The 24,323-nt window shown below is 66.8% G+C and carries 24 protein-coding genes and 2 pseudogenes; 9 read left to right on the top strand and 17 right to left on the bottom strand.

Translation table 11 applies throughout. The features are described from left to right. Window position 1: 1 nt before the first annotated feature. Window positions 2–1,360, bottom strand: a complete 1,359-nt coding sequence (gene pafA, locus BN2156_RS03670; protein ID WP_090510317.1) for a Pup--protein ligase — start codon at window positions 1,358–1,360, stop codon at window positions 2–4. Window positions 1,361–1,382: 22 nt separating this feature from the next. Next, window positions 1,383–2,105, bottom strand: coding sequence for a TetR/AcrR family transcriptional regulator (locus tag BN2156_RS03665; protein WP_090510315.1), 723 nt, complete (start codon window positions 2,103–2,105; stop codon window positions 1,383–1,385). Between the two features lie 83 nt (window positions 2,106–2,188). Here BN2156_RS03665 and BN2156_RS03660 point away from each other — a divergent pair, with 83 nt between their 5' ends. Next, window positions 2,189–2,641 carry a hypothetical protein gene (locus BN2156_RS03660; protein ID WP_090510312.1) on the top strand — a complete coding sequence of 151 codons (453 nt, stop codon included), beginning with the start codon at window positions 2,189–2,191 and terminating at the stop codon, window positions 2,639–2,641. A gap of 11 nt (window positions 2,642–2,652) precedes the next feature. Here the strand turns inward: BN2156_RS03660 and BN2156_RS03655 are convergent, their stop codons facing one another. Then, a complete protein-coding gene (locus tag BN2156_RS03655) occupies window positions 2,653–4,167 on the bottom strand; it encodes a PucR family transcriptional regulator (RefSeq protein WP_090515434.1) in 1,515 nt (504 codons plus the stop codon). Between the two features lie 153 nt (window positions 4,168–4,320). Between BN2156_RS03655 and BN2156_RS03650 the strand changes: the two genes are divergently transcribed. The 3 genes from BN2156_RS03650 (at window position 4,321) to BN2156_RS03640 (ending at window position 9,469) form a co-directional block, all read left to right on the top strand. After that, on the top strand, window positions 4,321–5,172 hold the full coding sequence (locus BN2156_RS03650) for a universal stress protein (protein WP_090515432.1): 852 nt from the start codon (window positions 4,321–4,323) through the stop codon (window positions 5,170–5,172). Continuing rightward, complete coding sequence (locus BN2156_RS03645) at window positions 5,165–6,706, top strand: APC family permease (protein ID WP_090515430.1); 1,542 nt, start codon at window positions 5,165–5,167, stop codon at window positions 6,704–6,706. Before BN2156_RS03650 ends, BN2156_RS03645 begins: the two co-directional genes overlap by 8 nt. 186 nt (window positions 6,707–6,892) lie before the next feature. Continuing rightward, a complete protein-coding gene (locus BN2156_RS03640; RefSeq protein ID WP_090515428.1) occupies window positions 6,893–9,469 on the top strand; it encodes an NAD-glutamate dehydrogenase domain-containing protein in 2,577 nt (858 codons plus the stop codon). A gap of 26 nt (window positions 9,470–9,495) precedes the next feature. Here the strand turns inward: BN2156_RS03640 and BN2156_RS03635 are convergent, their stop codons facing one another. Together BN2156_RS03635 and BN2156_RS03630 are read right to left on the bottom strand one after the other, a co-directional pair. Continuing rightward, on the bottom strand, window positions 9,496–10,527 hold the full coding sequence (locus BN2156_RS03635) for an agmatine deiminase family protein (protein WP_090510309.1): 1,032 nt from the start codon (window positions 10,525–10,527) through the stop codon (window positions 9,496–9,498). Further along, entirely contained in the window at window positions 10,524–11,516 is a 993-nt protein-coding gene (locus tag BN2156_RS03630; protein ID WP_090510307.1) for a nitrilase-related carbon-nitrogen hydrolase, read from the bottom strand. The genes BN2156_RS03635 and BN2156_RS03630 overlap by 4 nt, the downstream gene beginning before the upstream one ends. A 144-nt stretch (window positions 11,517–11,660) precedes the next feature. On the opposite strand from BN2156_RS03630, the gene BN2156_RS31095 reads away from it, so the two are divergent. Both BN2156_RS31095 and BN2156_RS03620 read left to right on the top strand, forming a co-directional pair. Next, window positions 11,661–11,807 carry a hypothetical protein gene (locus BN2156_RS31095; RefSeq protein WP_308208086.1) on the top strand — a complete coding sequence of 49 codons (147 nt, stop codon included), beginning with the start codon at window positions 11,661–11,663 and terminating at the stop codon, window positions 11,805–11,807. 110 nt (window positions 11,808–11,917) lie between these two features. Then, window positions 11,918–13,042: a baeRF11 domain-containing protein gene (locus BN2156_RS03620; protein ID WP_090510304.1), complete on the top strand. Its 1,125-nt coding sequence runs from the start codon at window positions 11,918–11,920 to the stop codon at window positions 13,040–13,042. Here the strand turns inward: BN2156_RS03620 and BN2156_RS03615 are convergent. Then, the gene (locus tag BN2156_RS03615; RefSeq protein ID WP_090510301.1) at window positions 13,022–13,612 is read right to left on the bottom strand and encodes a TetR/AcrR family transcriptional regulator; all 591 of its coding nucleotides are present in this window, start codon (window positions 13,610–13,612) and stop codon (window positions 13,022–13,024) included. The genes BN2156_RS03620 and BN2156_RS03615 overlap by 21 nt on opposite strands. A 63-nt stretch (window positions 13,613–13,675) precedes the next feature. Between BN2156_RS03615 and BN2156_RS03610 the strand changes: the two genes are divergently transcribed. Further along, a complete protein-coding gene (locus BN2156_RS03610) occupies window positions 13,676–14,395 on the top strand; it encodes an SDR family NAD(P)-dependent oxidoreductase (RefSeq protein ID WP_090510299.1) in 720 nt (239 codons plus the stop codon). Here BN2156_RS03610 and BN2156_RS03605 read toward each other — a convergent pair. From BN2156_RS03605 to ectA, 9 genes are all read right to left on the bottom strand, one after another. Beyond that, window positions 14,385–15,122, bottom strand: a complete 738-nt coding sequence (locus BN2156_RS03605; protein WP_210436570.1) for a YqjF family protein — start codon at window positions 15,120–15,122, stop codon at window positions 14,385–14,387. The genes BN2156_RS03610 and BN2156_RS03605 overlap by 11 nt on opposite strands. Window positions 15,123–15,127: 5 nt before the next feature. Then, window positions 15,128–15,853 (bottom strand): proteasome subunit alpha, encoded by a 726-nt coding sequence (gene prcA / locus BN2156_RS03600; RefSeq protein WP_090510294.1) that lies wholly within the window; start codon window positions 15,851–15,853, stop codon window positions 15,128–15,130. Further along, the gene (gene prcB, locus BN2156_RS03595) at window positions 15,854–16,651 is read right to left on the bottom strand and encodes a proteasome subunit beta (RefSeq protein ID WP_090510292.1); all 798 of its coding nucleotides are present in this window, start codon (window positions 16,649–16,651) and stop codon (window positions 15,854–15,856) included. It abuts the gene before it with no gap. Window positions 16,652–16,707: 56 nt separating this feature from the next. Beyond that, complete coding sequence (locus tag BN2156_RS03590; RefSeq protein ID WP_003880265.1) at window positions 16,708–16,902, bottom strand: ubiquitin-like protein Pup; 195 nt, start codon at window positions 16,900–16,902, stop codon at window positions 16,708–16,710. A 104-nt stretch (window positions 16,903–17,006) separates the two neighbouring features. Continuing rightward, on the bottom strand, window positions 17,007–18,515 hold the full coding sequence (gene dop, locus BN2156_RS03585) for a depupylase/deamidase Dop (protein ID WP_090510290.1): 1,509 nt from the start codon (window positions 18,513–18,515) through the stop codon (window positions 17,007–17,009). Between the two features lie 9 nt (window positions 18,516–18,524). Next, a complete protein-coding gene (gene thpD, locus BN2156_RS03580) occupies window positions 18,525–19,454 on the bottom strand; it encodes an ectoine hydroxylase (protein WP_235625201.1) in 930 nt (309 codons plus the stop codon). Then, entirely contained in the window at window positions 19,451–19,843 is a 393-nt protein-coding gene (locus tag BN2156_RS03575) for an ectoine synthase (protein WP_090510288.1), read from the bottom strand. Before BN2156_RS03575 ends, thpD begins: the two co-directional genes overlap by 4 nt. 13 nt (window positions 19,844–19,856) lie before the next feature. Then, complete coding sequence (ectB, locus tag BN2156_RS03570) at window positions 19,857–21,143, bottom strand: diaminobutyrate--2-oxoglutarate transaminase (protein WP_090510286.1); 1,287 nt, start codon at window positions 21,141–21,143, stop codon at window positions 19,857–19,859. Between the two features lie 47 nt (window positions 21,144–21,190). Then, complete coding sequence (gene ectA / locus BN2156_RS03565) at window positions 21,191–21,736, bottom strand: diaminobutyrate acetyltransferase (RefSeq protein WP_090510284.1); 546 nt, start codon at window positions 21,734–21,736, stop codon at window positions 21,191–21,193. 513 nt (window positions 21,737–22,249) lie between these two features. Here ectA and BN2156_RS03560 point away from each other — a divergent pair. After that, window positions 22,250–23,407: a hypothetical protein gene (locus tag BN2156_RS03560; RefSeq protein ID WP_090515424.1), complete on the top strand. Its 1,158-nt coding sequence runs from the start codon at window positions 22,250–22,252 to the stop codon at window positions 23,405–23,407. Window positions 23,408–23,500: 93 nt separating this feature from the next. Here BN2156_RS03560 and BN2156_RS31090 read toward each other — a convergent pair. Beyond that, window positions 23,501–23,791, bottom strand: a pseudogene (locus BN2156_RS31090) (EamA family transporter); the annotation flags it as partial. Window position 23,792: 1 nt separating this feature from the next. Here BN2156_RS31090 and BN2156_RS31350 point away from each other — a divergent pair. Continuing rightward, window positions 23,793–23,924 (top strand): hypothetical protein, encoded by a 132-nt coding sequence (locus BN2156_RS31350; protein ID WP_264035348.1) that lies wholly within the window; start codon window positions 23,793–23,795, stop codon window positions 23,922–23,924. A 20-nt stretch (window positions 23,925–23,944) separates the two neighbouring features. On the opposite strand, the pseudogene BN2156_RS31085 reads toward BN2156_RS31350, so the two are convergent. Beyond that, window positions 23,945–24,226: pseudogene (locus BN2156_RS31085) on the bottom strand (DMT family transporter); the annotation flags it as partial. Window positions 24,227–24,323 lie beyond the last annotated feature (97 nt).

The following is a 24,323-nucleotide window of genomic DNA, read 5'->3' as shown; positions in this document are numbered from 1 at the left end:
CTCACATGCTGGCGATCAGGCGCTTGACTCGCTCATCCACCGACCGGAACGGATCCTTGCAGAGCACGGTGCGCTGGGCCTGGTCGTTGAGCTTGAGATGCACCCAATCGACGGTGAAGTCGCGCCCGGCTTCCTGTGCGGCGCTGATGAACTCGCCACGCAGCTTGGCCCGCGTGGTCTGCGGCGGGGTGTTGACCGCGGCGTCGATCTCCTCGTCGGTGGTGATCCGGGCGGCCAGGCCCTTGCGCTGCAACAGGTCGAACACTCCACGCCCACGCTTGATGTCGTGGTAGGCGAGGTCGAGCTGGCTGATCTTCGGATCGGACAGCTCCATGTTGTAGCGATCCTGGTAGCGCTGGAACAGCTTGCGCTTGATCACCCAGTCGATCTCGGTGTCGACCTTCGCGAAGTCCTGGCTCTCGACCGCGTCGAGCTGGCGGCCCCACAGATCGACCACCTGCTCGATCTGGGTGCTGGGCTCACGAGTCTGCAGGTACTCCACGGCGCGGCTGTAGTACTCGCGCTGGATGTCCAGCGCGCTGGCCTGCCGGCCGCCGGCCAGCCGCACCGGACGCCGCCCGGTCAGGTCGTGACTCACCTCGCGGATGGCACGGATCGGGTTGTCGAGGGAGAAATCCCGGAACGGGACGCCGGCCTCGATCATCTCCAGCACCAGCGATGCGGTGCCAACCTTGAGCATCGTGGTGGACTCGCACATGTTGGAGTCCCCGACGATGACGTGCAGGCGGCGGTACTTCTCGGCGTCGGCGTGCGGCTCGTCGCGGGTGTTGATGATCGGACGCGACCGCGTGGTCGCGCTGGAGACGCCCTCCCAGATGTGCTCGGCGCGCTGGCTCAGGCAGTAGGTGGCGGCCTTCGGTGTCTGCAAAACCTTGCCCGCACCGCAGATGAGCTGGCGCGTGACCAGGAACGGCAGCAGCACGTCGGAGATCCGGGAGAACTCACCGGCCCGCACGATCAGGTAGTTCTCGTGGCAGCCGTAGGAGTTGCCCGCCGAGTCGGTGTTGTTCTTGAACAGGTAGATGTCACCACCGATGCCCTCGTCGGCGAGCCGCTGTTCGGCATCGATCAGCAGGTCCTCAAGGACGCGCTCGCCGGCGCGGTCGTGGGTGACCAGCTGGGTCAGGTTGTCACACTCGGCGGTTGCGTACTCGGGGTGGCTGCCCACGTCGAGGTATAACCGGGCGCCATTGCGAAGGAAGACGTTGGAACTGCGGCCCCACGACACCACCCGCCGGAACAGATAGCGGGCAACCTCGTCGGGGCTGAGCCGGCGATGGCCGTGGAAGGTGCAGGTCACACCGAATTCCGTCTCGATCCCCATGATTCGTCGCTGCACGCTATCGAGCTTACGGGGTGGGTCACGGTAACGGTGGGCAAGCTCGCGCTGACGGTGCGGCAAAATCTGAAATGGGTGTTGTCGCGGCAACGGATGCCAGCGAGCCGTCGGCCAACCCGAGGATGCGTTCGATCGCCTGTTGATACGCCGCCACCGCCCGGCGGGCATGTGGGCCTGAGATGTCGACGCCGTCGGCGCCGTCGGCCTGCAGGGCCTCGATGAACGCGTCGGCCAGGTGCATGCCCATCGCGGTGATGATTCCGGCGGCCTCGTGCGGAAAACCGGTGTCGAACACGCCTTCGGCGCAGCCCTGGCGGATGATCGCTTCCAGCAGTGGCGCGGTGGTGCGCAGCGAGCCCTGGGTCATCTTCTGGCGGAGCAGCGCGTTGTTCTCGTCGTGCCACAGCCGGGCCAGGGTGGCCACCGCGATCGGATTCTCCGTTTTCCAGGTGTGCGACGCCGCAAAGTAGGCGTGAAGTTTGTCCAGCGCGGTGCGGTCGGGAGCATCGACGATGCGCTGCAGTTCGACGGTGGGGCTCTCGCCCAGGTGCTCCACGACGCCCTCGAGCAACTCCTGCTTGGACCGGAAATAGTGATACAGCGCGCCCTTGGAGATCTGCACGGCGGCCAACAGATCCTCGATGGTCATCGCGGCGTAGCCCTTGTCGTGCAGTAATTGCAGGGCGGCCACGAGGATCTCGCGCCGCCGGGCGGCGTACTCCTCCGGTTTGACCCGACGGGCCATGGCCAACCTCCCATTGACGACTACTTCTTTCCGAGCTTAGGCTAAAAATAGACCGTCAGTCGGTTTATTGATTGGAGCAGGCGATGCCGCAGGCCACCCCCGAAGCCCGCCGTCGCACCCGGGCGTTCGCCCGCGTGCTCGGCCCGTTCGTCGCCGCGGCGACGGTGATCATCGCGATTCGCCTTCCCGACCTCACCGGGCTGCTCGGCGGCCTGTTCGACAATGCGGTCCTGCCCTGGATCCTCGGTGCGGCGATGCTGATGATGGGCCTGGTCGTGATCGCGTTTCACCAGTACTGGTACAGCGTGACGGCCGTGCTCATCTCTCTGTTCGGCTGGTTCGTGGCGCTGCGCGGACTGGCGATGATGGCCATCCCCTCGGCGATCGACTCCGGCGCAAACGCCACGGTGACGAGCCCGGGCCCGCTGCTTGCGGCGCGGATCTTCTTTCTGCTGCTGACCGCGATGGGGCTGTGGCTGACCTACGTCGGCTGGCGCCGGGACCGCACGCCGGACGACAGCGCGGTCACCGTCTGAGCCGCAGCGGTTTACCCGCGCGCCAAGATCGCCAGCAGCAGTTCGGCCCGCACTCGGGCCACCCCGAGATCACAGCCCAACAGCGCCTCCGCGGTTTCGATCCGCTTGCGCATCGTGTGCCGGTGCACACCGATGGCCGCCGCGGCGGCCTCCCACTGGCCGTTGGCCTCCAGGAAAGCCCGCAGCGCCGTCATCAGCCCGGATCCGTGCTGCGCGTCGTGGTCGGCCACCGGCGTCAGCACTGCGGCCCCGAGCGCGACCAGCACCTCACGGCTCGGCCCGGAGGACAGCAATGCACTGCCCGCCAGCGCCGCGAATTCCAATGGGTGACAGCCCCGTTCGGCCACCGATGCGGCCAGCCGGGCATCGTCGACGGCCTGCATCAACCGCCGCAGCGGCTGAATTCCGCTGAGCCCACTGCGGCTCGATTTGCGCGCCGCCGGGTCCAGCCCGACCAGCAGACCGGCGGCGGTCTCAACCGTCTCGGTGCCGGGCAGCAGCACCGTCAGCCGGCGATCGGCACCGTGCACGAACACCGGATGTCCGGCCGCCTCCAGCTCACCGACCACCGCCGCGATCATCCGCTGCCGGTGACTCGCTGACTTCGCCTCGGCGTCGGACTCGACGACCAGTACCCGAATCCGGCCCTGGGCATCAGCGACCGGCGCCAGCTGTGCATACACCGGTTCGAGGTCGAGCTCACCGGTCAGCAGCAGTCCCAACGCCTGTTGGTTGAGCACCCGCTGGACCTCCTGCAACCGGGCCGGTTTCTCGAAGTCCAAGGCCAGCAAAGAGGTGGCATGTCCCAACAGCACCTGGTCGACCGGACTCAGCGCGACCGGGCCGACCACCGCGAGCGCGCCGTGCGAGCGGCCCCCGACCCGGATGTCCTGCTGGGCCACCGTGGTGCCATCGGACAACACGCGCACGCCCGACGCGGCACCCGGCTCGATCGAGTCGCGCACCAGGTTCACCGTCGTGACGCCGAGGTTGGTCGGATGCGATGCGATCACCGTCCCGCTCGGATCCAGCACCACCACGGCAGCCTTCAGCGCGCGGCCCAGTTCGGCCGCGACGCCACGCGGGCCGTCGCTCACCACCGCCCGGGTGATCCGCGGCTGCGCCCGGGAAGCGCGCAGCACAGCGTCGTACTCCAGCTCGGCCAGGCGTGCACCGACCCGCTGCACCACCGCCGCGAACGGAGTCCGAAGCGGCACCTCGATCAGCGCCAACCCGAGTTCCTCGGCAGCCGCCACCAACTCGCCGGGAACCGCATCGAACGTCAGACCGGTACCGAATCCCACTGCGGCGACACCACTTTCGGCCAGCAGTTGTAGATAGCGACGCCGGCCGCGATCACTGGCCGGCAAGCTGATCCCGGTGGTCAGCACCAGCTCGCCGCCGGAGAGCCATTCGGCCGGGTTGGCCAGCTCGGTGGTCAGCACCAGGCTCACCTCACGGCCGGCGCCGGACGAGCCGGCCAACAGACGCAGATGCAGGTCCGACTGCTCGATCACCCACCGCACCGGAACCGCCACGAACAGAAATGTACAGAATGTCGAAAAATTCCACCAAGAATCTCCAGATCGTCGGGTGACCGAGGATGTGCTCCGCGACACACTTGGCCGGCCAGAAACCTGATCGCTTCCAACAAGAGACGGACGGTGCAGAACTCGTCGATGAACACTCCACGAATCGCTGTCGCCTACCTCGCCACACCGGGAGGCGATGACGCCGTCGCGGTCGGGGAACAGATCGCCCGCACGCTGGGTGCCGACCTCGACCTGTGCATGGTGCTGCCCAGCGACCGCTCGGCGCTCGCCCCCACTCCCGGCGATGTGCTGCACCGGGAAGCCGGCGGCTGGCTGGCCGCGGCCGCGGCGGCGGTGCGCGACGACGTGGCCGTGACCACCCACCTGAGCTACGACGAGTCGAGCACCATGGGCCTCATCGCAGCAGCCGAGAAGCTGGGCGCCGAGGCGCTCGTGGTCGGTGGAGCCGGCGGCGGGATGGCCGGCCCGTTGTCTCTCGGCTCGGTGGTCAACGGTCTGGTGCACGCCTGCCCGCTACCGGTGGTCATCGCACCGCGCGCCGCCCGGCTGCAGCGCAGTGCGCGAATCCGTGAGGTCACCTGCGCAATCGGCACGCGCCCCGGAGCCACCCCGTTGCTCAACACCGCATTGCGGTTCTGCCGGGCCACCGAGACACCTCTTCGCCTGGTGTCGCTGGTCGCCGTCGACGACGCCCGCCGGCTGGCTGCCGCTCAACAGCACGCACAACACGCCCTGGATCAAGCGAAAGACTTTCTGCCGGACGATGTCCCGGTCTCCTCGCGGGTCGCCACCGGGCCGACCGTCGAGGAGGCGGTCAACGAGCTGGGCTGGCATGACGGCGACATGATCATGGTCGGTTCGAGCCGGCTGGCTCAGCCGCGCCGCCTTTTCCTCGGGTCAACTGCGGCGAAGATGCTGCGGGTTCTGCAGGTCCCGATGTTTGTTGTACCCAACGATGAAGGGGCAGAACGTGACTGACCAACTTGCCGGCCGTGAGCTGGTGCAGGCCGAGCGCGAGGAGGGCTTGGTCGCCAAAGGCCTGGCAGCGGGACGCATCGGCACCTTCACCGGTGCCGTCCTCGGCATCTCGACGGTGGCGCCGGGCTACACCCTGACCGCCAGTATCGGGCTCATCGTCGCGGCGGTCGGGCTGAAGATGCCCGCCATCTTGATCGCCGGCTTCATCCCGATGTTCCTGACCGCCTACGCCTACCGCGAGCTGAACTCACGGGCACCCGACTGCGGCGCGTCGTTCACGTGGTCCACCAAAGCCTTCGGACCGTACGTCGGCTGGATGTGCGGATGGGGCATGGTGGTCGCCACCATCATCGTGCTGTCCAACCTGGCCTCGATCGGCGTCCTTTTCGGCTACGAGTTCCTGGGCAAGGTGCTGCACAACGAAACGCTCGCCATGCTCCCGGCCGAGAACGTCACCGTCAACATCGTTTCCACGGTCGCACTGCTTGCCATCGCCACCTACATCTCCTGTCGCGGCATCACGACCAGCGAGAAGGTGCAGTATGTGCTGGTCGGATTCCAGATGATCGTCCTGTTGACGTTCGCGGTGGTCGCCATCGCGCGGTCCGGCAGCGTCGAGGGGCATTTGAAATTCGACATCCAATGGTTCGACCCGTTCACCGGACTCACGATGAGCGCCTTCGTCATCGGACTCGTCGGCTCCATCTTCGCCTTCTGGGGCTGGGACACCTGCCTGACGTTGGGCGAGGAGAGCAAGGACCCCACCAAGGTGCCCGGCCGTGCCGGATTGTTGTGTGTGCTGTCGATCCTGCTGACCTACCTGCTGGTGGCGGTCGCGGTGATGATGTACGCCGGAGTGGGCGACACCGGACTGGGCCTGGGTAATGAGGACATCGCCGAGAACGTCTTCGGGGCGCTGGCCTATCCGGTGCTGGGCGACTGGGGCGGGCCGCTGCTGCTCCTGGCGGTGTTCGCCTCCTCTATCGCCAGCTTGCAGACCACTGTCCTGCCTGCGGCTCGCACCATGTTGGCGATGGGTGCCTACGGTGCGTTCCCCAAGCGGTTCGCCAGTGTCCACCCGCGATCGCTGTCGCCGGTGTTCAGCACCGTGGTCGCCGGTGTCGTCACCGCCGCCTTCTACACCATCGTGACACTGCTTTCCGAGCGGACACTGCTGGATACCATTGCCGCCCTTGGCATCATGATCTGCTGGTACTACGGCATCACCGCGTTCGCCTGCGTGTGGTTCTTCCGCAAGGAACTGTTCCTCAATCCGCGGAACATCATCTACAAGCTGGTCTTCCCGACGCTCGGCGGGGCCATGCTGCTGTCGGTGTTCGTCAAGTCGGTTCTGGTGAGCATGGACCCGGAGGCCAGCGGCAGCGGCGCATCGATCGGCGGGATCGGCCTGGTGTTCTACCTCGGCTTCGGCATCCTGCTGCTCGGTGCCGTCGTGATGCTGGTGCTGCGCGTCATCCAGCCGGCGTTCTTCCGGGGCGAGACCCTCGCGATGGACACGCCACCGCTCCCCTGACCTCCCTGTCTGTCCCGGGCGTCATCGGCACAAGCCGGTGACGCCCGTTTGCATTTCCCGAGCGCGAACTCGGAATACCGTGGCACGGACGGTATTCAGATCCTTCGACAGAATGGCGCTTGTCCTCGCGCCCGGATCACCAAAATGTCGATGGTTGTTCGACCGGTCATGGCCGAGACTCATGCTGTGGAAACCCCTTCTGCCCGAGTGTCTTTTGCCGTCGAAGAAGCCGGCACACGCGCCGAGGTGCAGTGGCCCGGAAGCCCGCCACTGCTCGCCGAGGTCTGCGCCACGTTCGAACACTTCGGCTTGCGTGTCGCCTCCTATCGGGTCGCCGACGCGGGCCACTGCTACGAATTCGGCCGCCTGACCCTGCCGGCCGCCACCCTCGATCTCATCGGCCGCGCATACCAGGCCGCGACCGCCGGGCACTGGCAGGTGGACCGCTATGCCGCGCTGATCCCGTCAGCCGGCATCGACTGGCGCCGGGCAGTTCTGATCCGCGCGGCCGGGCGATTCATCTGGCAGACCGGATTGGGATTCTCGGCCGACTACATCGTCGATTCGCTGGTCGCCGCACCGGATTTCGTCAACGCGCTGCTGACGCTCTTCGATGCCCGCTTCAACCCCGACGGCGCCGACCGCGTCGACGCCGACCAAGCCGATCGCGACGTGGCGGCCCTGGTGGACGCCGCAGCCTCGCTCGATGACGAGCGCATTCGGCACGCATTGCACAGCTTCGTCCGGGCGACCTTGCGTACCAACTGGTTCCAGATCGGACCGGACGGCCAACCCAAGGACTACCTGTCTTTCAAGCTCGACTCGGCCCGGCTGGCCGGGACCGGCCCGGTGGTTCCGCACCGCGAGATCTACGTCTGCTCCGACACTGTCGAGGGCATCCACCTGCGCAGCGGGGCCATCGCCCGAGGGGGACTGCGCTGGTCGAATCGTCCCGAGGACTTCCGCACCGAGGTGCTCGGCCTGATGAAGACACAGGCGGTGAAGAACGCGCCCATCGTGCCGACCGGCGCCAAAGGCGCGTTCGTGCTGCGCAATGCGGACATCGCGCCGGCCGACGGTTACCGCACGTTCATCCGTGGAATGCTCGACATCACCGACAACATCGTCGACGGCACCATCCGGCATCCGCAGCGGACGGTGTGCCCTGACGGTGCCGACGCCTATCTGGTGGTGGCCGCCGACAAGGGCACCGCGAGATTCTCCGACCTGGCCAATTCCATTGCCGCCGAATACGGCTTCTGGCTCGGGGATGCCTTTGCCTCCGGCGGCTCGGCCGGTTACGACCACAAGGCCATGGGCATCACCGCCCGCGGCGCGTGGCTCTCGGTGCAGCGCCATTTCGCCGAGGCCGGCCATGACATCGAGGCCGAGCCGTTCACGGTGGCCGGCATCGGTGACATGTCCGGTGATGTGTTCGGTAACGGAATGCTGCTGTCCGACAACATCAAACTGGTCGCCGCATTCGACCATCGGCACATCTTCGTCGATCCCGACCCGAACCCTCAGGCGTCCTTCGAGGAGCGCGCCCGCCTGTTCGATCTGCCCACATCGAGCTGGCAGGATTACGATCCGACGCTGATCTCGGCCGGTGGCGGGGTGTGGCCCCGCACCGCCAAGTCGATACCGCTGTCATCGCAGGCCCAGGCCGCGCTGGGCATTGAGGCAGCTGAGTGCACCCCGGACGAATTGGTCGCCGCGGTGCTGCGCGCGCCCGTCGACCTGCTGTGGAACGGCGGTATCGGCACCTACGTCCGGGCCGACACCGAAGCCGACTCCGATGCCCGGGACAAGGCCAACGACCGGGTGCGGGTGACGGCATCGCAGTTGCGCTGCAAGGTGATCGGCGAAGGCGGCAACCTCGGGCTGACCCAACAGGCACGTATCGGGTTCGCGCTCAACGGTGGCCGGATCAACGCCGATTTCATCGACAACGCGGCCGGTGTCGCGACCTCAGACCTCGAGGTCAACATCAAGATCGCCCTGGATGCCGGCAACATCGGTACCGCACAACGCAATGCCCTGCTCGCCGATGCCACCGACGATGTGGCCGCTCGGGTGCTGGCCGACAACGCCGAGGCGATCCTGGCGATCAGCATGGCTGCCGCCGAGGCCGATTCGCTCCTGGACCGCCACATCCGGCTGATCGGTAACCTGCGTGACAAGGCGGGTGTCGACCCTCAGGTGGAGGGGTTGCCGGCCGGGCCGGAGCTGGCGCGCCGTCGTGCCATGGGACTCGGACTCACCCGTCCCGAGATCGCGGTCCTGCTGGCACAATCCAAGAATCTGGTGGCACAGGAGTTGCTTGCCTCCGACGTTCCGGACCGGGAAGCGTTCGCGCACCGCCTCGTTGACTACTTCCCCGGCGCTGTCGCCGAGCATGCCCGCGCCGAGATCGGCGGTCATCCGTTGCGCCGTGAGATCGTCGCGACCTCGGTCGCCGGCGAGCTGATCAACCGCGTCGGCCCCGGCACCATCTACCGGATGCAGGAGCGGCTGGCCGTGAGCACCGCCGAGGTGGCCCTGGCCTATGCCACGGTGCGCGAGATTCTCGATCTGGATGCGTTGTGGGCGGCAGAGCTGGAAGGCAACAGCGATGAGAGTCAGCGCATCCAGGCGTTGCTACAGGTTCGCGAGCTCGTCGAGCACCTGACATCCTGGGTGCTGCGCAACGGGACCGGAAACCGTGCCCAGGTGAGCGCGGCGATCGGCCGGATGATCACCGCCGGCGGGCCGGCAATCTGATCACCGCCGGCGGGCCGGCAATCTGATCACCGCCGGCGGGCCGCGGGCTGCTGCTGGGTGATGCAGTGGATGCCGCCGCCACGCTCGAACAGCGGGCGGGCATCGACTCTCAGGACACGGCGGCCTGGATACTGTTCGGCCAGGATCGCCGCCGCGTCCGCATCCTTCGGATCGCCGAAAGCACAGGCGATCACGCCGCCGTTGACGACCAGGTGATTGATGTAGCTGTAGTCGACGAAGCCGTCGGCGTCGGTCAACTGATCGGGCGCGGGTAGCTCCACGACCTCCCAGGGCCGTCCGGTGACATCGTGGGTCTTTTCCAGCGATGCCCGGATTTCTTTGCACACCAAGTGATCCGGATGAGCGTCGGCGGGCTGCGAATGCAGCAGCAGCCGGCCGGGCGACGGTATCGCCGCCACGATGTCGACGTGCCCGCGGGTGCCGAACCGTTGCGAGTCACGGGTCAGGCCGCGCGGCAGCCAGATCGTGTGATCGGCACCGATGGTGCGGGCCAACTCGGCTTCTACGTCGGCCTTGGTGGCGCCGGGGTTACGGCTGGGATCCAGCTGCACGGTCTCGGTGACCAGAACGGTGCCCAGCCCGTCGACCTGAATGCCGCCGCCCTCGTTCACCAGGCCCGAGTGGACGACCGGCACATCCGACCAATCAGCGACGGCCGCACCGATCTTCGAGTCGCGATCCCAGACCGCCCAATCCTGGGCACCCCAGCCGTTGAACACCCAGTCCACCGCGGCCACCGAGCCGTCCTCGGCGTGCACGAAGGTGGGGCCGATGTCCCGCATCCAGGCGTCGTTCAACGGTGCTTCGACGATGTCGACGGCGGCGGACAGATAGCGCCGGGCCGCGGGCATTTCGGCGGAGTCGACCACCATCGTCACCGGCTCGAACTCCAGCACCGCGTGCGCCACCGCCGCCCAGGTGCTGCGCGCTTCGTGGTGTTCGGCTTCGGTGTCACCCAGCGAATAGCCGGCGGATGGGAAGGCCATCCACACGCGGTCCTGCGGCGCCCCTTCGGCGGGCATGCGGTACGTGGTCATTTCACCACTGCCGTGGCTTCGTGGCCGACGCCGTAGGGATGCGCTTCATCGACCGGCGCGGTGAGCGCGGCGTAGGTGTCCGGCCGACGGGTCAGCAGGAACGGGAAGAGCTCGAGCCAGTCCCGACGCTGGTCCAGATCCAGGTCGGCGACCAGCACGGCTTCTTCGTCACGAGGCGCCTGCACCAGCACCCGGCCGAATGGATCGGAGATGAACGACGAGCCGTAGAAACTGACCTTGCCCTCGTCTCCGATTCGGTTGGGCACCACCATGAACAGTCCGCTGTTGATGCCGTTGGCGACGATGACCTGCTGCCACAGTGGTTGGGTGTCGAAAGCCGGGAATACCGGTTCCGAACCGATCGCCGTCGGGTAGACCACGATCTCGGCCCCGCCGAGTGAGTAGCTGCGCGCCACCTCGGGGAACCACTCGTCCCAGCAGGTCGGCAATCCGACGCGGGCTCCCAGCCCGTCCGGGTGGTACACGGGGTACGGGTTGCCCTCGGCGGTCGGTCCCGGACCCGGACGGAAGTAGGTGTCTTCGTAGTAACCCGCCGAAATCGGGATGTGCAGCTTGCGGGTGTAGCCGGCCAACTCCCCCGACGGGGCCACCAGGATTGCTGTGTTGAAACCCAATCCATCAGCTGCCGGCGCCTTTTCGTACAGCGAGGCGTGCACGAAGACGTCATTGGCCCGGGCCGCCTCGGCCGCGAGGGCATAGGTGGGGCCACCGGTGAGATCCTCGGCGGACCCGCCCGGGTTGGGTCCGGCCGGGGTGTCCGCGGGATAGCGCAGGAGGGTGATCTCTGGAAGGCAGACCAGCGCCGCACCGGCACCGGCCGCGCGGTCGATACCGTCGCGCAGCACCCTGAGCAGTTCGGTCGCATCGGGTCGCCACCGGTGCTGCACCAGCCCGACCCGCAGCGGCGGGCGCGTCGACTCGGTACTGCGCGACAGCGACTCGGGTGCGGCGGCGGTGAGGGTGATCATCGGTCGTCTCCTAAAACGAATCTGATTCGTTTTATTGTGACCTGGTCAACACTCGTTGTAAAGGGGTAGCGGAAAGGTGCAATGGGACGACCGCCGGTACCTCTGCTGCCGACCGACCGCATAGCAAGTGCGGCAATGGGTTTGGTGACCACAACCGGCGGATTCATCGTCGGGTTCGACCCGGCCGGCACTCTTCGCAGGATCACCCTGGTCGATTCGTTCGTGCCGGGCTCGGCCCTCGACGTCGCGGCGCCCGACGAACCCTGGCCGGCCGGCGCCGACCGGAATTGAGGTGTCGGTCAACCCGATTCGTTCACCATGCCATTTTCTGCGTCTTTTTGCCCTGGTCAGCGGCCATCACAGGCATATGGTTGGAAAACAGTCCGCACGAAGGAGGGGCGATGACCCGCTACGAGTTGCCTGATGTTTCCGACCTGATCCGCCTTGGCGAGCCCCACGAGCACGCCATCACCGTGTACGCGGAAACCGCACCAGGGCCGGACGAGCGGGAAAAGAGTCTGTTGACCGCGAAGAGCGCGGTGGACCAGGCCCTGCGCACGATCCGCGAGTCCGGGGCGCGGCATGCCGTCGAGCAACAATTGCGGTCCCGCTGGACAGAGATCGCCGCATCAGACCTGTGGCTGAGCCTTTCCCGTTCGGTGGCCATCTTCATCAGCGACGACTTCCACGAGGTCTACGTACTGCCCAACGCGCTCGAGAAACAGCTACAGGTGGGCAGGTACTTCGACATCGGCCAGTTGGTCCGCGCGGTCACCACACCGCAGGAGGCCTACGCCCTTACCCTCTCGGCCGATGGCTGGAACCTGTGGCGGGCCACCGCAAGCACGCGAGTCGAGGAACTGGAGCTCACCGGCGAGTATGCCGTCGACGTGGCCGACGCGACCAATCGCGCCACTGTGCGCGACCGCGGCCACGTACGCCGCCTGGTAGGCGACGAGGGCAAGAAAGTGCTGCTGGATCAGTACGCCAAGCGGGTCGCCGACGCGGTCGACGCCGAACTGGGCCGGTTGGACCCCGCCGCGGAACGGCCGCTGTATCTGTTCGCGACCAACCCGCTTCTCGATATGTACCGCGGACTCGATCACAAGCGCCGGATCGTGCCGGTGCCCGGTGCGGCCGACCAACTGCGGCCCGATCAGATCGACGGCGCCATCCGCGAGTCGCTGCCTGCCCTGAACTCCGAGCAGGCCAGCGCGTGGGTCGACGAATTGGGCGACGAAGTCAGCAAGGGACTGGTGGCCACCGACCTGGGCGACATCGCGCGGGCGGCGGCAGCCGGGGCGGTCGACACGCTGGTGTACAACTTCACCGTCGACGTTCTCGGCCGCATCGAGGCCGACACCGGAGCGCTGCACTACGACGACTCCGGCTACGATCTGCTGTCCCGCATCGCGGTGATGGTCCTCGACCGCGGCGGCAGCACATACGCCGTGCGCCCCGATGAGATCACCGCCGACATCTGGAACCAGACAGCAGCCGCGAAACTACGGTTCGCCCTGGCCTGACCGTCGGGTCTGGTTCGCGCCGCCGTCCGGACTCTTCAGTCCGTCCAGCACGAAGCCCAGGTGACGCCGCCACACGTCATCGTCGCCGTCGGCCATCGCGATCACCTTCGACATCGCCCACATCAACGTCGCCAGGTCATCGGCGCCGAAGTCGGCGCGTAACACTCCGGCATCCCTGGCCCGCCCCACGACAGCCTCCAGCAGTCCCCCGGCGCGGCCACATTCCCCCGCGACATCGACGGCACCGACCGGATTGCGCGCCACCGCGTCGTTGATGCCGCGATCGGATGCCTGCATCGCGAACAGGCTGTTGAGAAATCCGGTGAACCCCCGCCACGAGTCGGCATCGCCGAGCGCCTGCTGGGCCAAGCGGTCGATCACCGCCAACCGATCGGACAGCACCACATCCAGGAGTGCCCCGCGGTTCGGGAAGTGGTTGTAGAGCGTCCCGATGCTCACGCCGGCCCGACGCGCAATCTCGTCGAGTGGAACGTCGACGCCGTGCTCGCAGAAAAGTTCGGCGGCGGCAGCCACCAGGCGGTCTCGATTCCGGACCGCATCCGCCCTCATTGCCGACACCTGGCCAGCATAGCGAAGTTGAGGGAACACTCAACTTATGCTACTAAGTTGAGCATGACCTCAACTTCTTCTCCCGCCGTCGTCGTTCTGGGCGCGGGCCCCGGCCTCGGCATGTCCGTCGCCCAACGGTTCGGCGCCGAGGGGTACCGCGTGGCTCTGATCTCGCGTTCATCACAACGGCATCCGGCCTATCTGGCCGCGCTGGCCGCCAACGGCATCGAGGCGGCCGCTTATGCCGCCGACGCCTCCGAACCCGATCAGCTGCGTGCCGCGGTCGACGCGGCCCGCGCCCGGTTCGGCCGGATCGATGTCGGCTACTACGGTCCGGCCGCTTTCGAAACGGCACCCTCCGACGACATCACCGAACTGGACGTCCCAGGGGCGAGGGCGGCGCTCGACAGCGTCATACCCGCGGTCGACTTCGCCGGCCTGTTGCTTCCGGAACTGCGCAAACGCGGCAGCGGAGGGTTGCTGTTCGCCGGCGGCCTCAGCAGCGTCATGCCGATGCCCCAGCTCGGCGGGCTGGCATTGGCCGCGGCAGCGCTGCGCAACTACGCAGTCACCCTGCACGCCGCACTGGCGCCCGCCGGAATCTACGCCGGGACCCTCACCATCGGCGGTCTGATCGATCGCGGCGACATCCACCGGGCGATGTCCGGTTCCGACGAGTTCGCCGGCGTCGCCATCCACACGCTCAACCCCGACGATCTGGCCGGGCAGATCTGGCAGCTGTACACCAACCGCAGCGACGCCGAAGCCGTGGTCACCGCCTAGGAGTGCGGGCCCGCACCGGCATCCCGAACCGGGCGGGCACCCCGTCGCTGAACGCGACGTGCACCGGCGGCCCATCGCACAGTGCACCGAGGCCGACCGAGGCGAACAGCCCCGACTGCTCGAACCCGAGCACCTCCGCGGAGCGCAACGACCACGCCGGATGCTCGTTGGGCACATACCAGGTGCGCCCGCCGTGGGCGACATGCAACCCCCACCTCGCGGTGAGGAAATGATCGAACGGTCCGGGTATCAGGACAGCTCCGGCTTCGATCTCGAGGTGGCTGGAAGCCCGGGTGCGCGGCCAGCGCACCTCAGAGGTATAGGTATGACGGTCTCCGGCGCGGCGATACGACATGCCGGCCCAGCGGTAACGGACCCCCAGCGCCGCGCGGGCGCCGAGCACGACGTCGAGCCTGGGGGTGTCCAGGCTCAGGAACACGACGCCGCGACGCCCGGTGCGGTCGGCCGAATACAACCTCACGTTGGTCTCGAGAAAACTGCCCAGCACGCCCGGGCCGTAACCGAATCCGGTGCCGGTCATCCGGAAGGCCACCAGGCCGATGTAGCCGAGACCGTCGAATGTATCCGGCTCGGTGCCCTCCGGATATAGGTGGGCGATGCGCCGGGGATCGACCGACCAGTGCAGAAAAGCGACGTCGACCCAGTTCTGATGAAGGATCCGGGCACCGGTCAGCATTGGCGCTTCGGGACTGACCGGCTCGACCACTGCGGCTACTCGGACGAGGCCGGTGGCTCCGGTTCGGGCAGAAGGGCTTCCAGCGCGGTGCCGGTGATCCGGCGGAAGCAGCGACGCGGTCGGGTGGCGTCGAGCACTGCCACCTCCAAGGTCGCCGGCCCGAGTGTGCGCGGCTCGGAACCGTTGCCGCTCGCGCTCAGTGCCTTCACCGCGATCTTGACCGCGGCGGCCAGATCTGCGTTCTCGGCGTACGAGTCGTTGAGCGCGGCGATGATCGGCTCGGTGGTGCCGCCCATCACGACAAAGTGCGGCTCGTCGGCGATCGACCCGTCATAGGTGATGCGGTACAGCTCCGGCGCCTTCGTCTCCCCGTAGTGCGCCACTTCGGCCACGCACAGCTCCACCTCGTACGGCTTGGCCTGCTCGGTGAAGATCGTGCCGAGGGTCTGGGCGTAGACGTTGGCCAGCTGACGGCCCGTCACGTCGCGGCGGTCGTAGGCGTAGCCACGGGTGTCGGCGAACTGGATGCCACCGCGCCGCAGGTTGTCGAACTCGTTGAAGCGACCGACGGCGGCGAAACCGACCCGGTCGTAGAGCTCGCTGACCTTCTGCAGCGACCGCGACGGATTCTCCGCCACGAACAGCACACCGCTGTCATACGCCAGCGCCACCACGCTGCGCCCGCGGGCGATGCCCTTGCGCGCCAGCTCGGAACGCTCACGCATCGCCTGTTCAGGCGAGATGAAGTACGGGAAACTCATTTACCCCTCACCGCCCAACCGGGTCCGGCGCGCGATGACCTCGCGGGCCAGCTCAGCGATGCGTTCCTCAGAGATCTCCACGGCGCCCTCGGCACCGATGGTCACCGCGGTCGGATAGATGCCGCGCACCAGATCGGGTCCTCCGGTTGCGGAGTCGTCGTCGGCGGCGTCGTAGAGCGACTCGATGGCCACCTGCAGCGCCGATTCCGCGTCGACCACGTTCGGATAGAGCTTCTTGATCGAAGATTTGGCGAAGATCGAGCCGGACCCCACCGACTGGTAGCCCTCTTCCTCGATGTTCCAGCCACCTGCGGCGTCGAACGACACTATCCGGCCGGCGTTCTCGGCATCGGCGGCATCGACGTCGAAGCCGACCAACAGCGGGAGCGCCACGAAACCCTGCAATGCCGCACCGAGGTTGCCGCGCACCATGATGGCCAGCCGGTTGACCTTTCCGCGGAAGGTCAGGGCGACGCCTTCGAGCTTCTCGTAGTGCTCCAGCTCCACGGCGTACAGCCGGGCGAACTCGACGGCGATGGCCGCGGTGCCCGCGATGCCGGTCGCGGTGTAGTCGTCGGTGATGTACACCTTCTGCACGTCGCGGCCGGCGATCATGTTGCCCTGGGTGGAGCGGCGGTCACCGGCGATCAGCACGCCGCCCGGGTACTTGATCGCGACGATGGTCGTCCCGTGCGGCACCGCGTTGGTCGGGTTGATCGTGCCGTCGGTGACGCGGTTGACCGGGAGCAGTTCGGGGGCCTGTCGACGCAGCAGTTCAGAGAACGACGACAGATCCATGGCTACAGAGGGGTTGGTGGAGAGGGGCTGGGGCAAAGAAGAGTTCTCGCGCCAGGTCACTGGCCGCCCTTTTGGACGTATGCGCGCACGAAGTCTTCCGCGTTTTCTTCCAGCACGTCGTCGATCTCATCGAGCAGATCGTCGGTCTCCTCGGCCAGCTTCTCGCGACGCTCCTGGCCGGCGGCAGATGCGCCCGGGAGGTCGTCATCCTCGCCGCCGCCACCGCCACGCTTGGTCTGCTCTTGAGCCATCGCTGCCTCCTGCAATTGTCATCGGTCGGGCTAACCGCCCAACCGGTCCTTCCACAGTACCGGTCGGCACCCGGATTGCCCGGGTAGCTCACCGCCGGAAATGGTCAGTTCGTGAGTTGTTCGACGAGTTCGGCGGCGCTGTCCACCGAGTCCAGCAGGGCGCCGACATGGGCCTTGCTGCCGCGCAGCGGCTCCAGCGTCGGAATCCGGACGAGCGAATCGCCGCCGAGGTCGAAGATCACCGAGTCCCAGCTGGCCGCGGCGATGTCCGAACCGAAGCGGCGCAGGCATTCACCACGGAAATAGGCGCGGGTGTCGGTCGGCGGGTTGTCGACGGCGTCGATCACCTGCTGTTCGGTGACCAGGCGCTTCATCGACCCGCGGGCGACCAGCCGGTTGTACAGGCCCTTGTCCAGCCGGACGTCGGAGTACTGCAGATCGACGAGGTGCAGCCGCGGCGCCTGCCAGCCGAGGTTCTCACGCTGGCGGAAACCCTCCAGCAACCGCAGCTTGGCCGGCCAGTCGAGGATCTCGGCGCATTCCATGGGGTCGCGCTCGAGCAGGTCCAGGACATGGGCCCAGGTCTCGACGACGTGGGCGGCCCGGGGGTCGTGGTCCCGGATGTCGACCAGTTTGGCCACCCGGTCCAGATACACCCGCTGCAGCGCCAGGGCGGTCATCTCACGACCGTCGGCCAGCGCGACCGTGGCCCGCAGCGAGGGATCGCGGCTGATCACGTGGACCGCGTGCACCGGCCGGGCCAATGCCAGATCGGACAGATCCAGGCCGAACTGCGGCCCCTCCTCGATCAGATCGAGCACCAGGGAGCTGGTTCCGAGCTTGAGGTAGGTCGACGTCTCGGCCAGGTTGGCGTCGCCGATGATGACGTGCAGGCGCCGGTACTTGTCGGCGTCGGCGTGCGGCTCGTCGCGGGTGTTGATGATGCCGCGCTTGAGCGTGGTCTCCAGGCCGACCTCGACCTCGATGTAGTCCGCCCGCTGGGAGAGCTGGAAGCCGGGATCGTCCCCCGAGGGCCCGATGCCGACCCGGCCGGAACCGGTCACCACCTGCCGGGACACCAGGAACGGTGTGAACCCGGCGATCACCGCCGAGAACGGGGTCTGGCGACTCATCAGGTAGTTCTCGTGCGACCCGTAGGAGGCGCCCTTGCCGTCCACGTTGTTCTTGTAGAGCTGCAGCTTGGCGGCCCCGGGCACGCTGGCCACGTGGCGGGCGGCGGCCTCCATCACGCGCTCGCCGGCCTTGTCCCAGATCACCGCGTCCATCGGATCGGTGCACTCGGGGGCCGAGTACTCGGGATGAGCGTGGTCCACGTACAGCCGGGCACCGTTGGTGAGGATCATGTTGGCCGCGCCGACCTCGTCGGCATCCACGATCGGGGCCGGTCCGGAGGCCCGGGACAGGTCGAAGCCGCGAGCGTCGCGCAGCGGGCTCTCGACCTCGTAGTCCCACCGGGTGCGCTTCCCACGCTGGATGCCGGCGGCAGCCGCATACGCCAGCACCGCCTGAGTCGAGGTCAGGATCGGATTGGCGGTCGGATCGGAGGGCGAGGAAATGCCGTATTCGACCTCTGTTCCGATAATCCGTTGCATGTGGCCAGCCTAGGTGACGGCCTGTGCACCCCGGGCCGCCAGGTATTCGGGTCGCGGCCGCGGCGCGGCGAACGGGTCGGTCAGCGCGTTGTCGACCGAGTTGAACACCAGGAAGACATTCGACCGCGGCAGCGGTGTGATGTTGGACCCAGAACCGTGCAGCAGGTTCGCGTCGAACCACAGCGCGGTCCCCGGCGGGCCGGTGAACTGGTGGATGTCATGGGCGTCGACGGCCTTGGTCAGCGTCGTCTGATCGGGCACCCCGACGTTCTGCGCCACCAGTGAGGTGTCGTGGTTGTCCTCGGGTGTGGCGCCGACGCACGGATAGAACGTCTGGTGCGACCCGGGGATGACCATGAGCGACCCGTTGTAGGGATAGTTCTCGGTCAGGGCGATCGAGCACGAGACGGCGCGGATGGCCGGCATGCCGTCCTCGGCATGCCACGTCTCGAAGTCCGAATGCCAGTAGAACCCAGTCCCGGTGAACCCGGGCATGAGGTTGATCCGCGCCTGGTGGATGTAGACATCGCCGCCGAGCAACTGCCGCGCGACCGGCAACACCGTGTCCAGCCGGACCAGCTGGGCCACCAGGTCGCTCAACAGATGCGGTTCGAAGATCGACCGGATCGTGCCGCCCGGCTCGCGGATCAGCCGCGGGTCGTCATCGTCCAGATCCGCTGCCAGCCGGTCGATTTCGTGCCGAAGCAGCGGAAGCCAGTCATCGGACACCGTCTCGGGCGCGACCAGATAGCCGTACTCCGAGAAGCCGTCCAGATGGTGCTGGCTCAGCGGCCCGTCGGCCACGGTGCCCCACACCACGGGCTCGTGACGGGGTATCGGCTCGATCGCATGGTCGAGCCGTGTCGGGTACCGGTCCTCGACCGCAGCCGAGTCCGGGCGCGATCCGCCGCCGATTCCGTGCTGGACGACTTCGCTCATGCGACCGACTGTGGCGCCGGGTAGACACCGTTCTCGTCGTGCACTTCCCGGCCGGTCACGGGCGGGTTGAACACACACAGCATGCGCAACTGCTCGTCGCAGGTGACCCGATGGTGGTCATTGTCGTTGAGCAGGTACATCGTTCCGTCGGCCAGTGGGTACTGCTGCCCGGTCTCCAGATCCGTCAGAGTGCCGGTGCCCTCGATCACCCAGACGGCCTCGACGTGGTGCTGGTAATGGAATTCGTTGACCGATCCGGCCTCGATGGTGGTCTCGTGGAACGAGAAGCCCACCCCGTCGCCGGCCAGGATGATGCGCTTGGAGCGCCAGGTGCCGTCGGCGACGTCGCGGTCGGTTCCGGTGATCTCAGCTGTGGTGCGGACAATCATGTTTCAAGCTCCCTCAGGCCAGGGTGACGGCAACGGACTCGGCGAGAATGTCGAGGCCCTCGGACAATTCAGTGGAGAGAATGGTCAGCGGCGGCAGCAGTTTGACCACCTCGTCGGACGGACCGCTGGTCTCCATCAGCGCACCGCGGTCGAAGGCGGCCCGGCAGACCTGTCCCGCCAGATCGGCCTCGTCGAACTTGAGGCCCTGCGCCATTCCGCGGCCACGGGCACTCACGCCGTCGTGGGCCGCGGCGATCTCCTCCAGCCGCTCACGGAGCAGTTCCCCCTTGGTGACCGTCTCGGCACTGAATTGGCCGTTCTCCCAATAGGTCTCGATAGCCGCGGTGGCGGTGATGAACGCTGGGTTGTGACCACGGAACGTGCCGTTGTGCTCCCCCGGCGTCCACATGTCGAGGTCGCGGCGGAAGAGAGTGAGCGCCATCGGCAGGCCGTAGCCACTGACCGACTTGGATATCGTGACGATATCGGGCACGATGCCGGCGGCCTCGAAGCTGAAGAACGGCCCGGTCCGGCCACACCCCATCTGGACGTCGTCGACGATCAGGAGGATGTCGCGCTTGCGGCACAACTCGGCCAGCGCCCGCAGCCATTCGATGCGCGCGACGTTGAGACCGCCCTCCCCCTGGACGGTTTCGACGATCACCGCGGCCGGGCGGTTGAGCCCGCTGCCCGAATCGTCGAGCACGCGCTCGAACCACTGGAAGTCCTCGGTGACCCCGCCGAAGTAGTTGTCGTACGGCATCGGGGTGGCGTGCACCAGCGGGATACCCGCACCGGCCCGCTTCATCGAGTTGCCGGTGACCGACAGCGCCCCCAGTGTCATGCCGTGAAATGCGTTGGTAAAGCTGATAACCGACTCGCGTCCAGTCACTTTCCTGGCCAGCTTGAGCGCGGATTCGACCGAGTTGGCACCGGTCGGCCCGGGGAACTGCACCTTGTAGTCCAGACCACGCGGCCGCAGGATGAGCCGCTCGAAGCTCTCCAGGAAACGCTGCTTGGCCGCGGTGGCCATGTCCAGCGAGTGCACGATCCCGTCGGAGACAAGGTATTCCAGCAACGGCTCCTTCAGCGCGGCGTTGTTGTGGCCGTAGTTCAGCGCGCCCGCGCCGGCGAAGAAGTCGATGTAGGTGCGTCCCGCGGTGTCGGTCACCCAGGAGCCCGCGGCGCGGTTCATGACGGTGGGCCAGCCGCGGCAATAGCTGCGGACCTCGGACTCGACCGAGCTGAACACGTCGGGGAGGTCAGATTCGGACAACGGCGCTGTCGTTGCGAGCAGCAAGGGACAATCCTTCCAGATAAATCAAACTGGTTATCAGATAACTGATTTCAGCGAGAAAGCGGTGTGGCGATGGGGCCCATCCGCAGAATCGGCTCATCCTCGTGCGCCCCGTCGGCGTCGAGCAGCTCGCACCCGAAGTGCGGATCCTCGACGAGCGGGACGCCGTGGCGGCGCGCGAAGGCGCCGAAGAATGCGCGGGAGGCGGCGTTGCCGGGCGAGACCGTGGCCTCCACGGTGACTGGGCGTCCGTCGCGCCGCGTCCGCACCCGGTGCACGAGCGCGTCGAGCATGGTGCTGGCCAGCCCCCCGCCCTGTGCCGACGGCGCCACGGCCACCTGCCACACGAACAGCACGTCCGGCCGCGGCGGTGGGTGGTAACCCGTGATGAATCCGTGCAGGTCACCGTCACGCTCGGCCACTATTGACGTGGCAGCAAAATCTGTTGCCAGCAACAGATAGGCATAGGTGGAATTCAGATCGAGCACCCCGGTCGCTTCCGCGAGGTCACGGATACCAATCGCATCGGTACCTCGTGGTGGGCGCAGGAATTCTTCCCGGGAATGGCGTCCCGGGACGCTTTCTAAAACACGCATATCGAGTTAAAAGTCACCACCGAACTTCTCAGCGATCATCGTCAGTTTCAAGCCATCGGCGCCCTCGACGTAAGCACACCGCCAAGCCCGGATCAAGCTCCGACACCGCCCCAGGAGTGGCAATCCGTCAACGTGCACTGCGTTCTACCTGCGATAACCGCGCCAATCGTCAATCTCAGAAAAGTGTTAGCGTCGTTATCTAAACGTTACATTGGTGCGGCGGTACCACCCTCAGGGCTGCCGTCCCGTCCCATCACCACGCGCCTGGCGACAGCAAAACCGAACGCACGCCGCCGAGATTTCGCCGGCCACTCCGGGCCCCGAAATTCCAATAAAAGTCTAATAATCGCTGGCAGCCGCATTTCAATAGGGCGTCGAATACGGTCGTAGATTTTTCACCCGACTCCTCCCCTCGGGCGGTCACGGCCACCGCAGTCTGGGCAACGCCACGTGATCCGCAGCGACGAGTCGACTCCGCCGGAAATCACCGCACACGCCTCGGGATCGAGCACAATGACCGCCGTGGCCGACATGCGCCGTGTGCACGACTGGTTCCTTCAGCGCGGGCTTCCGCTGGTGCTCACGCGCAGGGTGCGCTCACGCGCGCTAGTTGAGCGCTCGGCGCCGATGGTCGCCGCCGCGGGCGGGCTCATCGCATCGATCATGCTGTTGGCCGAACTCACCGGGCCGGCCGTACGCATCGGAACAGCAATCAAACTCGGGGTGTTGGCGCTGTTGTTGTTCGTCGCCCCGTTCGTGCTCGAATTGCTGCACCGGGCGGACACGACGCGCGGTGAGGCCGGCCGGCGCTCGGCAGCACTCTTGGTGATGGCCGTGTTCGTCTTCGGCCTGCCATTCGCCGACAGTGGCTTCTCGGGTATCGCCGCCGCCGAGGCCGCTGCGTTCGCTCTCGTCGCGTTGCTCGTGGTGTGGTTGACCTACGTCGGTTTCGGCTCGATCGCGTTGTGGGCGTTCCGGTTCGCCTGGCTGCAGTTGGGAGCGCTGGGCACCTTGATGAGTCGCGCGCTGCCCCTGCTGATGCTGACGGTGGTGGTGTATTTCACCGGAGAGCTGTGGCAGCTCTCGGCGCGGATGCCCCGGCAACGGCTGTGGCAGACGATCGGCTTCCTGGCCGTGATCGCGATCGCCTTCATGGTGGCCACGATCCGAGACGAGGTGCGGGCCTTGCGCGAGGATCGTGCCGGGCCCAGCGAGCCGGCCGTGTTGCTGGCCGGCACGCCGCTGTCGGTGCACGCCGGCCACCGTCCGCACCGCACCCCGCTGTCACGCGCCGAACAGTTCAACGTGGTGGCGGTGATGGTGGTGTCCCAGGCTATTCAGGTGGTGTTGTTCACCACCGGACTGTTCGCGTTCTTCCTGGCGCTGGGCATCATCGCCATCCCGGACGACGTCATCGTGCTGTGGGCGGCCGAGACCGGGTGTCAAACCGGCGAACCGCCCTGCGCCGGAACCTGGTTCGGCATCTCGATTCCCGTTCCCCAGACCATGGTGCACATGTCGTTGTTCGTGGCGGTGCTCTCCGGGCTGTACTTCACCGTGAGCACGAGCGTCGATCCGCTGTACCGCGAACGGTTCTTCGACCCACTTGTCGCCGACGTCGCGGTCAGCCTGGCCGGGCGGGACGCATACCTGGAGTTGGAGCGACGCTGAAGCCGGTGGCGTCAGCACCGCCCGTCCCCAGGTCGTGCCGGCGATCACCAGAGCGGCCCCGGTGATTCCGGCGGCGGTGACGGGATCGCCGGCCACGGTGACACCGATGATGGCCGCCCACAACGGTTCGGTGCCCACCAGCAGACTGACCCGGGCCGGGCTGGTCGTGGTCAGTGCCCGCAACTGGACCAGGAACGCGAACACCGTGCAGGCCAACGCCAGATACCCGATGACGATCCAGTCGGACGTGTCGTAGGTTGCCGTCATCGCAGGTACCGATTGACCCGTCATCGCACACAGGACGAGCGCCACCGCAGCCACAGTGGCCAGCTGCACCAAAGTGGTTCGCGCCGAGTCGTTCTCATGCCCTGCCGACAACCGCGCCATGACCGTGACATGCACCGCGCGCAGCAGCGCGGCGACCATGATCACCATGTCGCCCATCCGCGGAGCACTCAGCCCGCCGGACTGGGTCAGCAACGCACAACCGATCACCGCGAGCATCGCCGCAAGATAGAAACGACCACCGACCCGGTGGCGTTGGATCATGGGCGTGACCACGATCGTGAGCGCCATGATCAGACCGGCGTTGGACGCCGATGTCATTGTCACGCCATAGGTTTCCGAGACACAGACGGCCGCCAGCAATATGCCGCCGACCACCCCCGAGGCCACCTCGGCGCGGGTCAATCCCGTCAACCGCCGGCACAGCATAGCGACCAGCACCACAGCGGCAAGGGCAAACCGCACCACCAGAAGCCCGAAAACCGTTTCGGGCGTGGCGATCTCCTTGGTGGCCAGATAGCTCGAGCCCCACATCACGGCAACCGCGAGTAGGCACAGGTCCGTGGAGCGTGGGGTCATACGACCAGCGTTGTTGTCCTCCGATCTTTCAGTCAAGCTAATGTTTTTACAT

The sequence above is a fragment of the Mycolicibacterium neworleansense genome, assembly GCF_001245615.1.
Classification (GTDB): Bacteria; Actinomycetota; Actinomycetes; order Mycobacteriales; family Mycobacteriaceae; genus Mycobacterium; species Mycobacterium neworleansense.
Note: the sequence above shows the minus strand (reverse complement) of the source record. Positions and strands in the feature narration are given on the sequence as shown.

What these genes read in the sequence shown, in the direction of transcription:
- BN2156_RS03665 (WP_090510315.1), bottom strand. Translation starts at nt 2,105, where the DNA reads ATGGCCCGTCGGGTCAAACCGGAGGAGTACGCCGCCCGGCGGCGCGAG.
- BN2156_RS03660 (WP_090510312.1), top strand. Translation starts at nt 2,189, where the DNA reads ATGCCGCAGGCCACCCCCGAAGCCCGCCGTCGCACCCGGGCGTTCGCC.
- BN2156_RS03650 (WP_090515432.1), top strand. Translation starts at nt 4,321, where the DNA reads ATGAACACTCCACGAATCGCTGTCGCCTACCTCGCCACACCGGGAGGC.
- BN2156_RS03635 (WP_090510309.1), bottom strand. Translation starts at nt 10,527, where the DNA reads ATGACCACGTACCGCATGCCCGCCGAAGGGGCGCCGCAGGACCGCGTG.
- BN2156_RS03630 (WP_090510307.1), bottom strand. Translation starts at nt 11,516, where the DNA reads ATGATCACCCTCACCGCCGCCGCACCCGAGTCGCTGTCGCGCAGTACC.
- BN2156_RS03620 (WP_090510304.1), top strand. Translation starts at nt 11,918, where the DNA reads ATGACCCGCTACGAGTTGCCTGATGTTTCCGACCTGATCCGCCTTGGC.
- BN2156_RS03615 (WP_090510301.1), bottom strand. Translation starts at nt 13,612, where the DNA reads ATGAGGGCGGATGCGGTCCGGAATCGAGACCGCCTGGTGGCTGCCGCC.
- BN2156_RS03610 (WP_090510299.1), top strand. Translation starts at nt 13,676, where the DNA reads ATGACCTCAACTTCTTCTCCCGCCGTCGTCGTTCTGGGCGCGGGCCCC.
- prcA (WP_090510294.1), bottom strand. Translation starts at nt 15,853, where the DNA reads ATGAGTTTCCCGTACTTCATCTCGCCTGAACAGGCGATGCGTGAGCGT.
- prcB (WP_090510292.1), bottom strand. Translation starts at nt 16,651, where the DNA reads ATGGATCTGTCGTCGTTCTCTGAACTGCTGCGTCGACAGGCCCCCGAA.
- BN2156_RS03590 (WP_003880265.1), bottom strand. Translation starts at nt 16,902, where the DNA reads ATGGCTCAAGAGCAGACCAAGCGTGGCGGTGGCGGCGGCGAGGATGAC.
- dop (WP_090510290.1), bottom strand. Translation starts at nt 18,515, where the DNA reads ATGCAACGGATTATCGGAACAGAGGTCGAATACGGCATTTCCTCGCCC.
- thpD (WP_235625201.1), bottom strand. Translation starts at nt 19,454, where the DNA reads ATGAGCGAAGTCGTCCAGCACGGAATCGGCGGCGGATCGCGCCCGGAC.
- BN2156_RS03575 (WP_090510288.1), bottom strand. Translation starts at nt 19,843, where the DNA reads ATGATTGTCCGCACCACAGCTGAGATCACCGGAACCGACCGCGACGTC.
- ectA (WP_090510284.1), bottom strand. Translation starts at nt 21,736, where the DNA reads ATGCGTGTTTTAGAAAGCGTCCCGGGACGCCATTCCCGGGAAGAATTC.
- BN2156_RS03560 (WP_090515424.1), top strand. Translation starts at nt 22,250, where the DNA reads ATGACCGCCGTGGCCGACATGCGCCGTGTGCACGACTGGTTCCTTCAG.
- BN2156_RS31350 (WP_264035348.1), top strand. Translation starts at nt 23,793, where the DNA reads ATGACCGTGACATGCACCGCGCGCAGCAGCGCGGCGACCATGATCACC.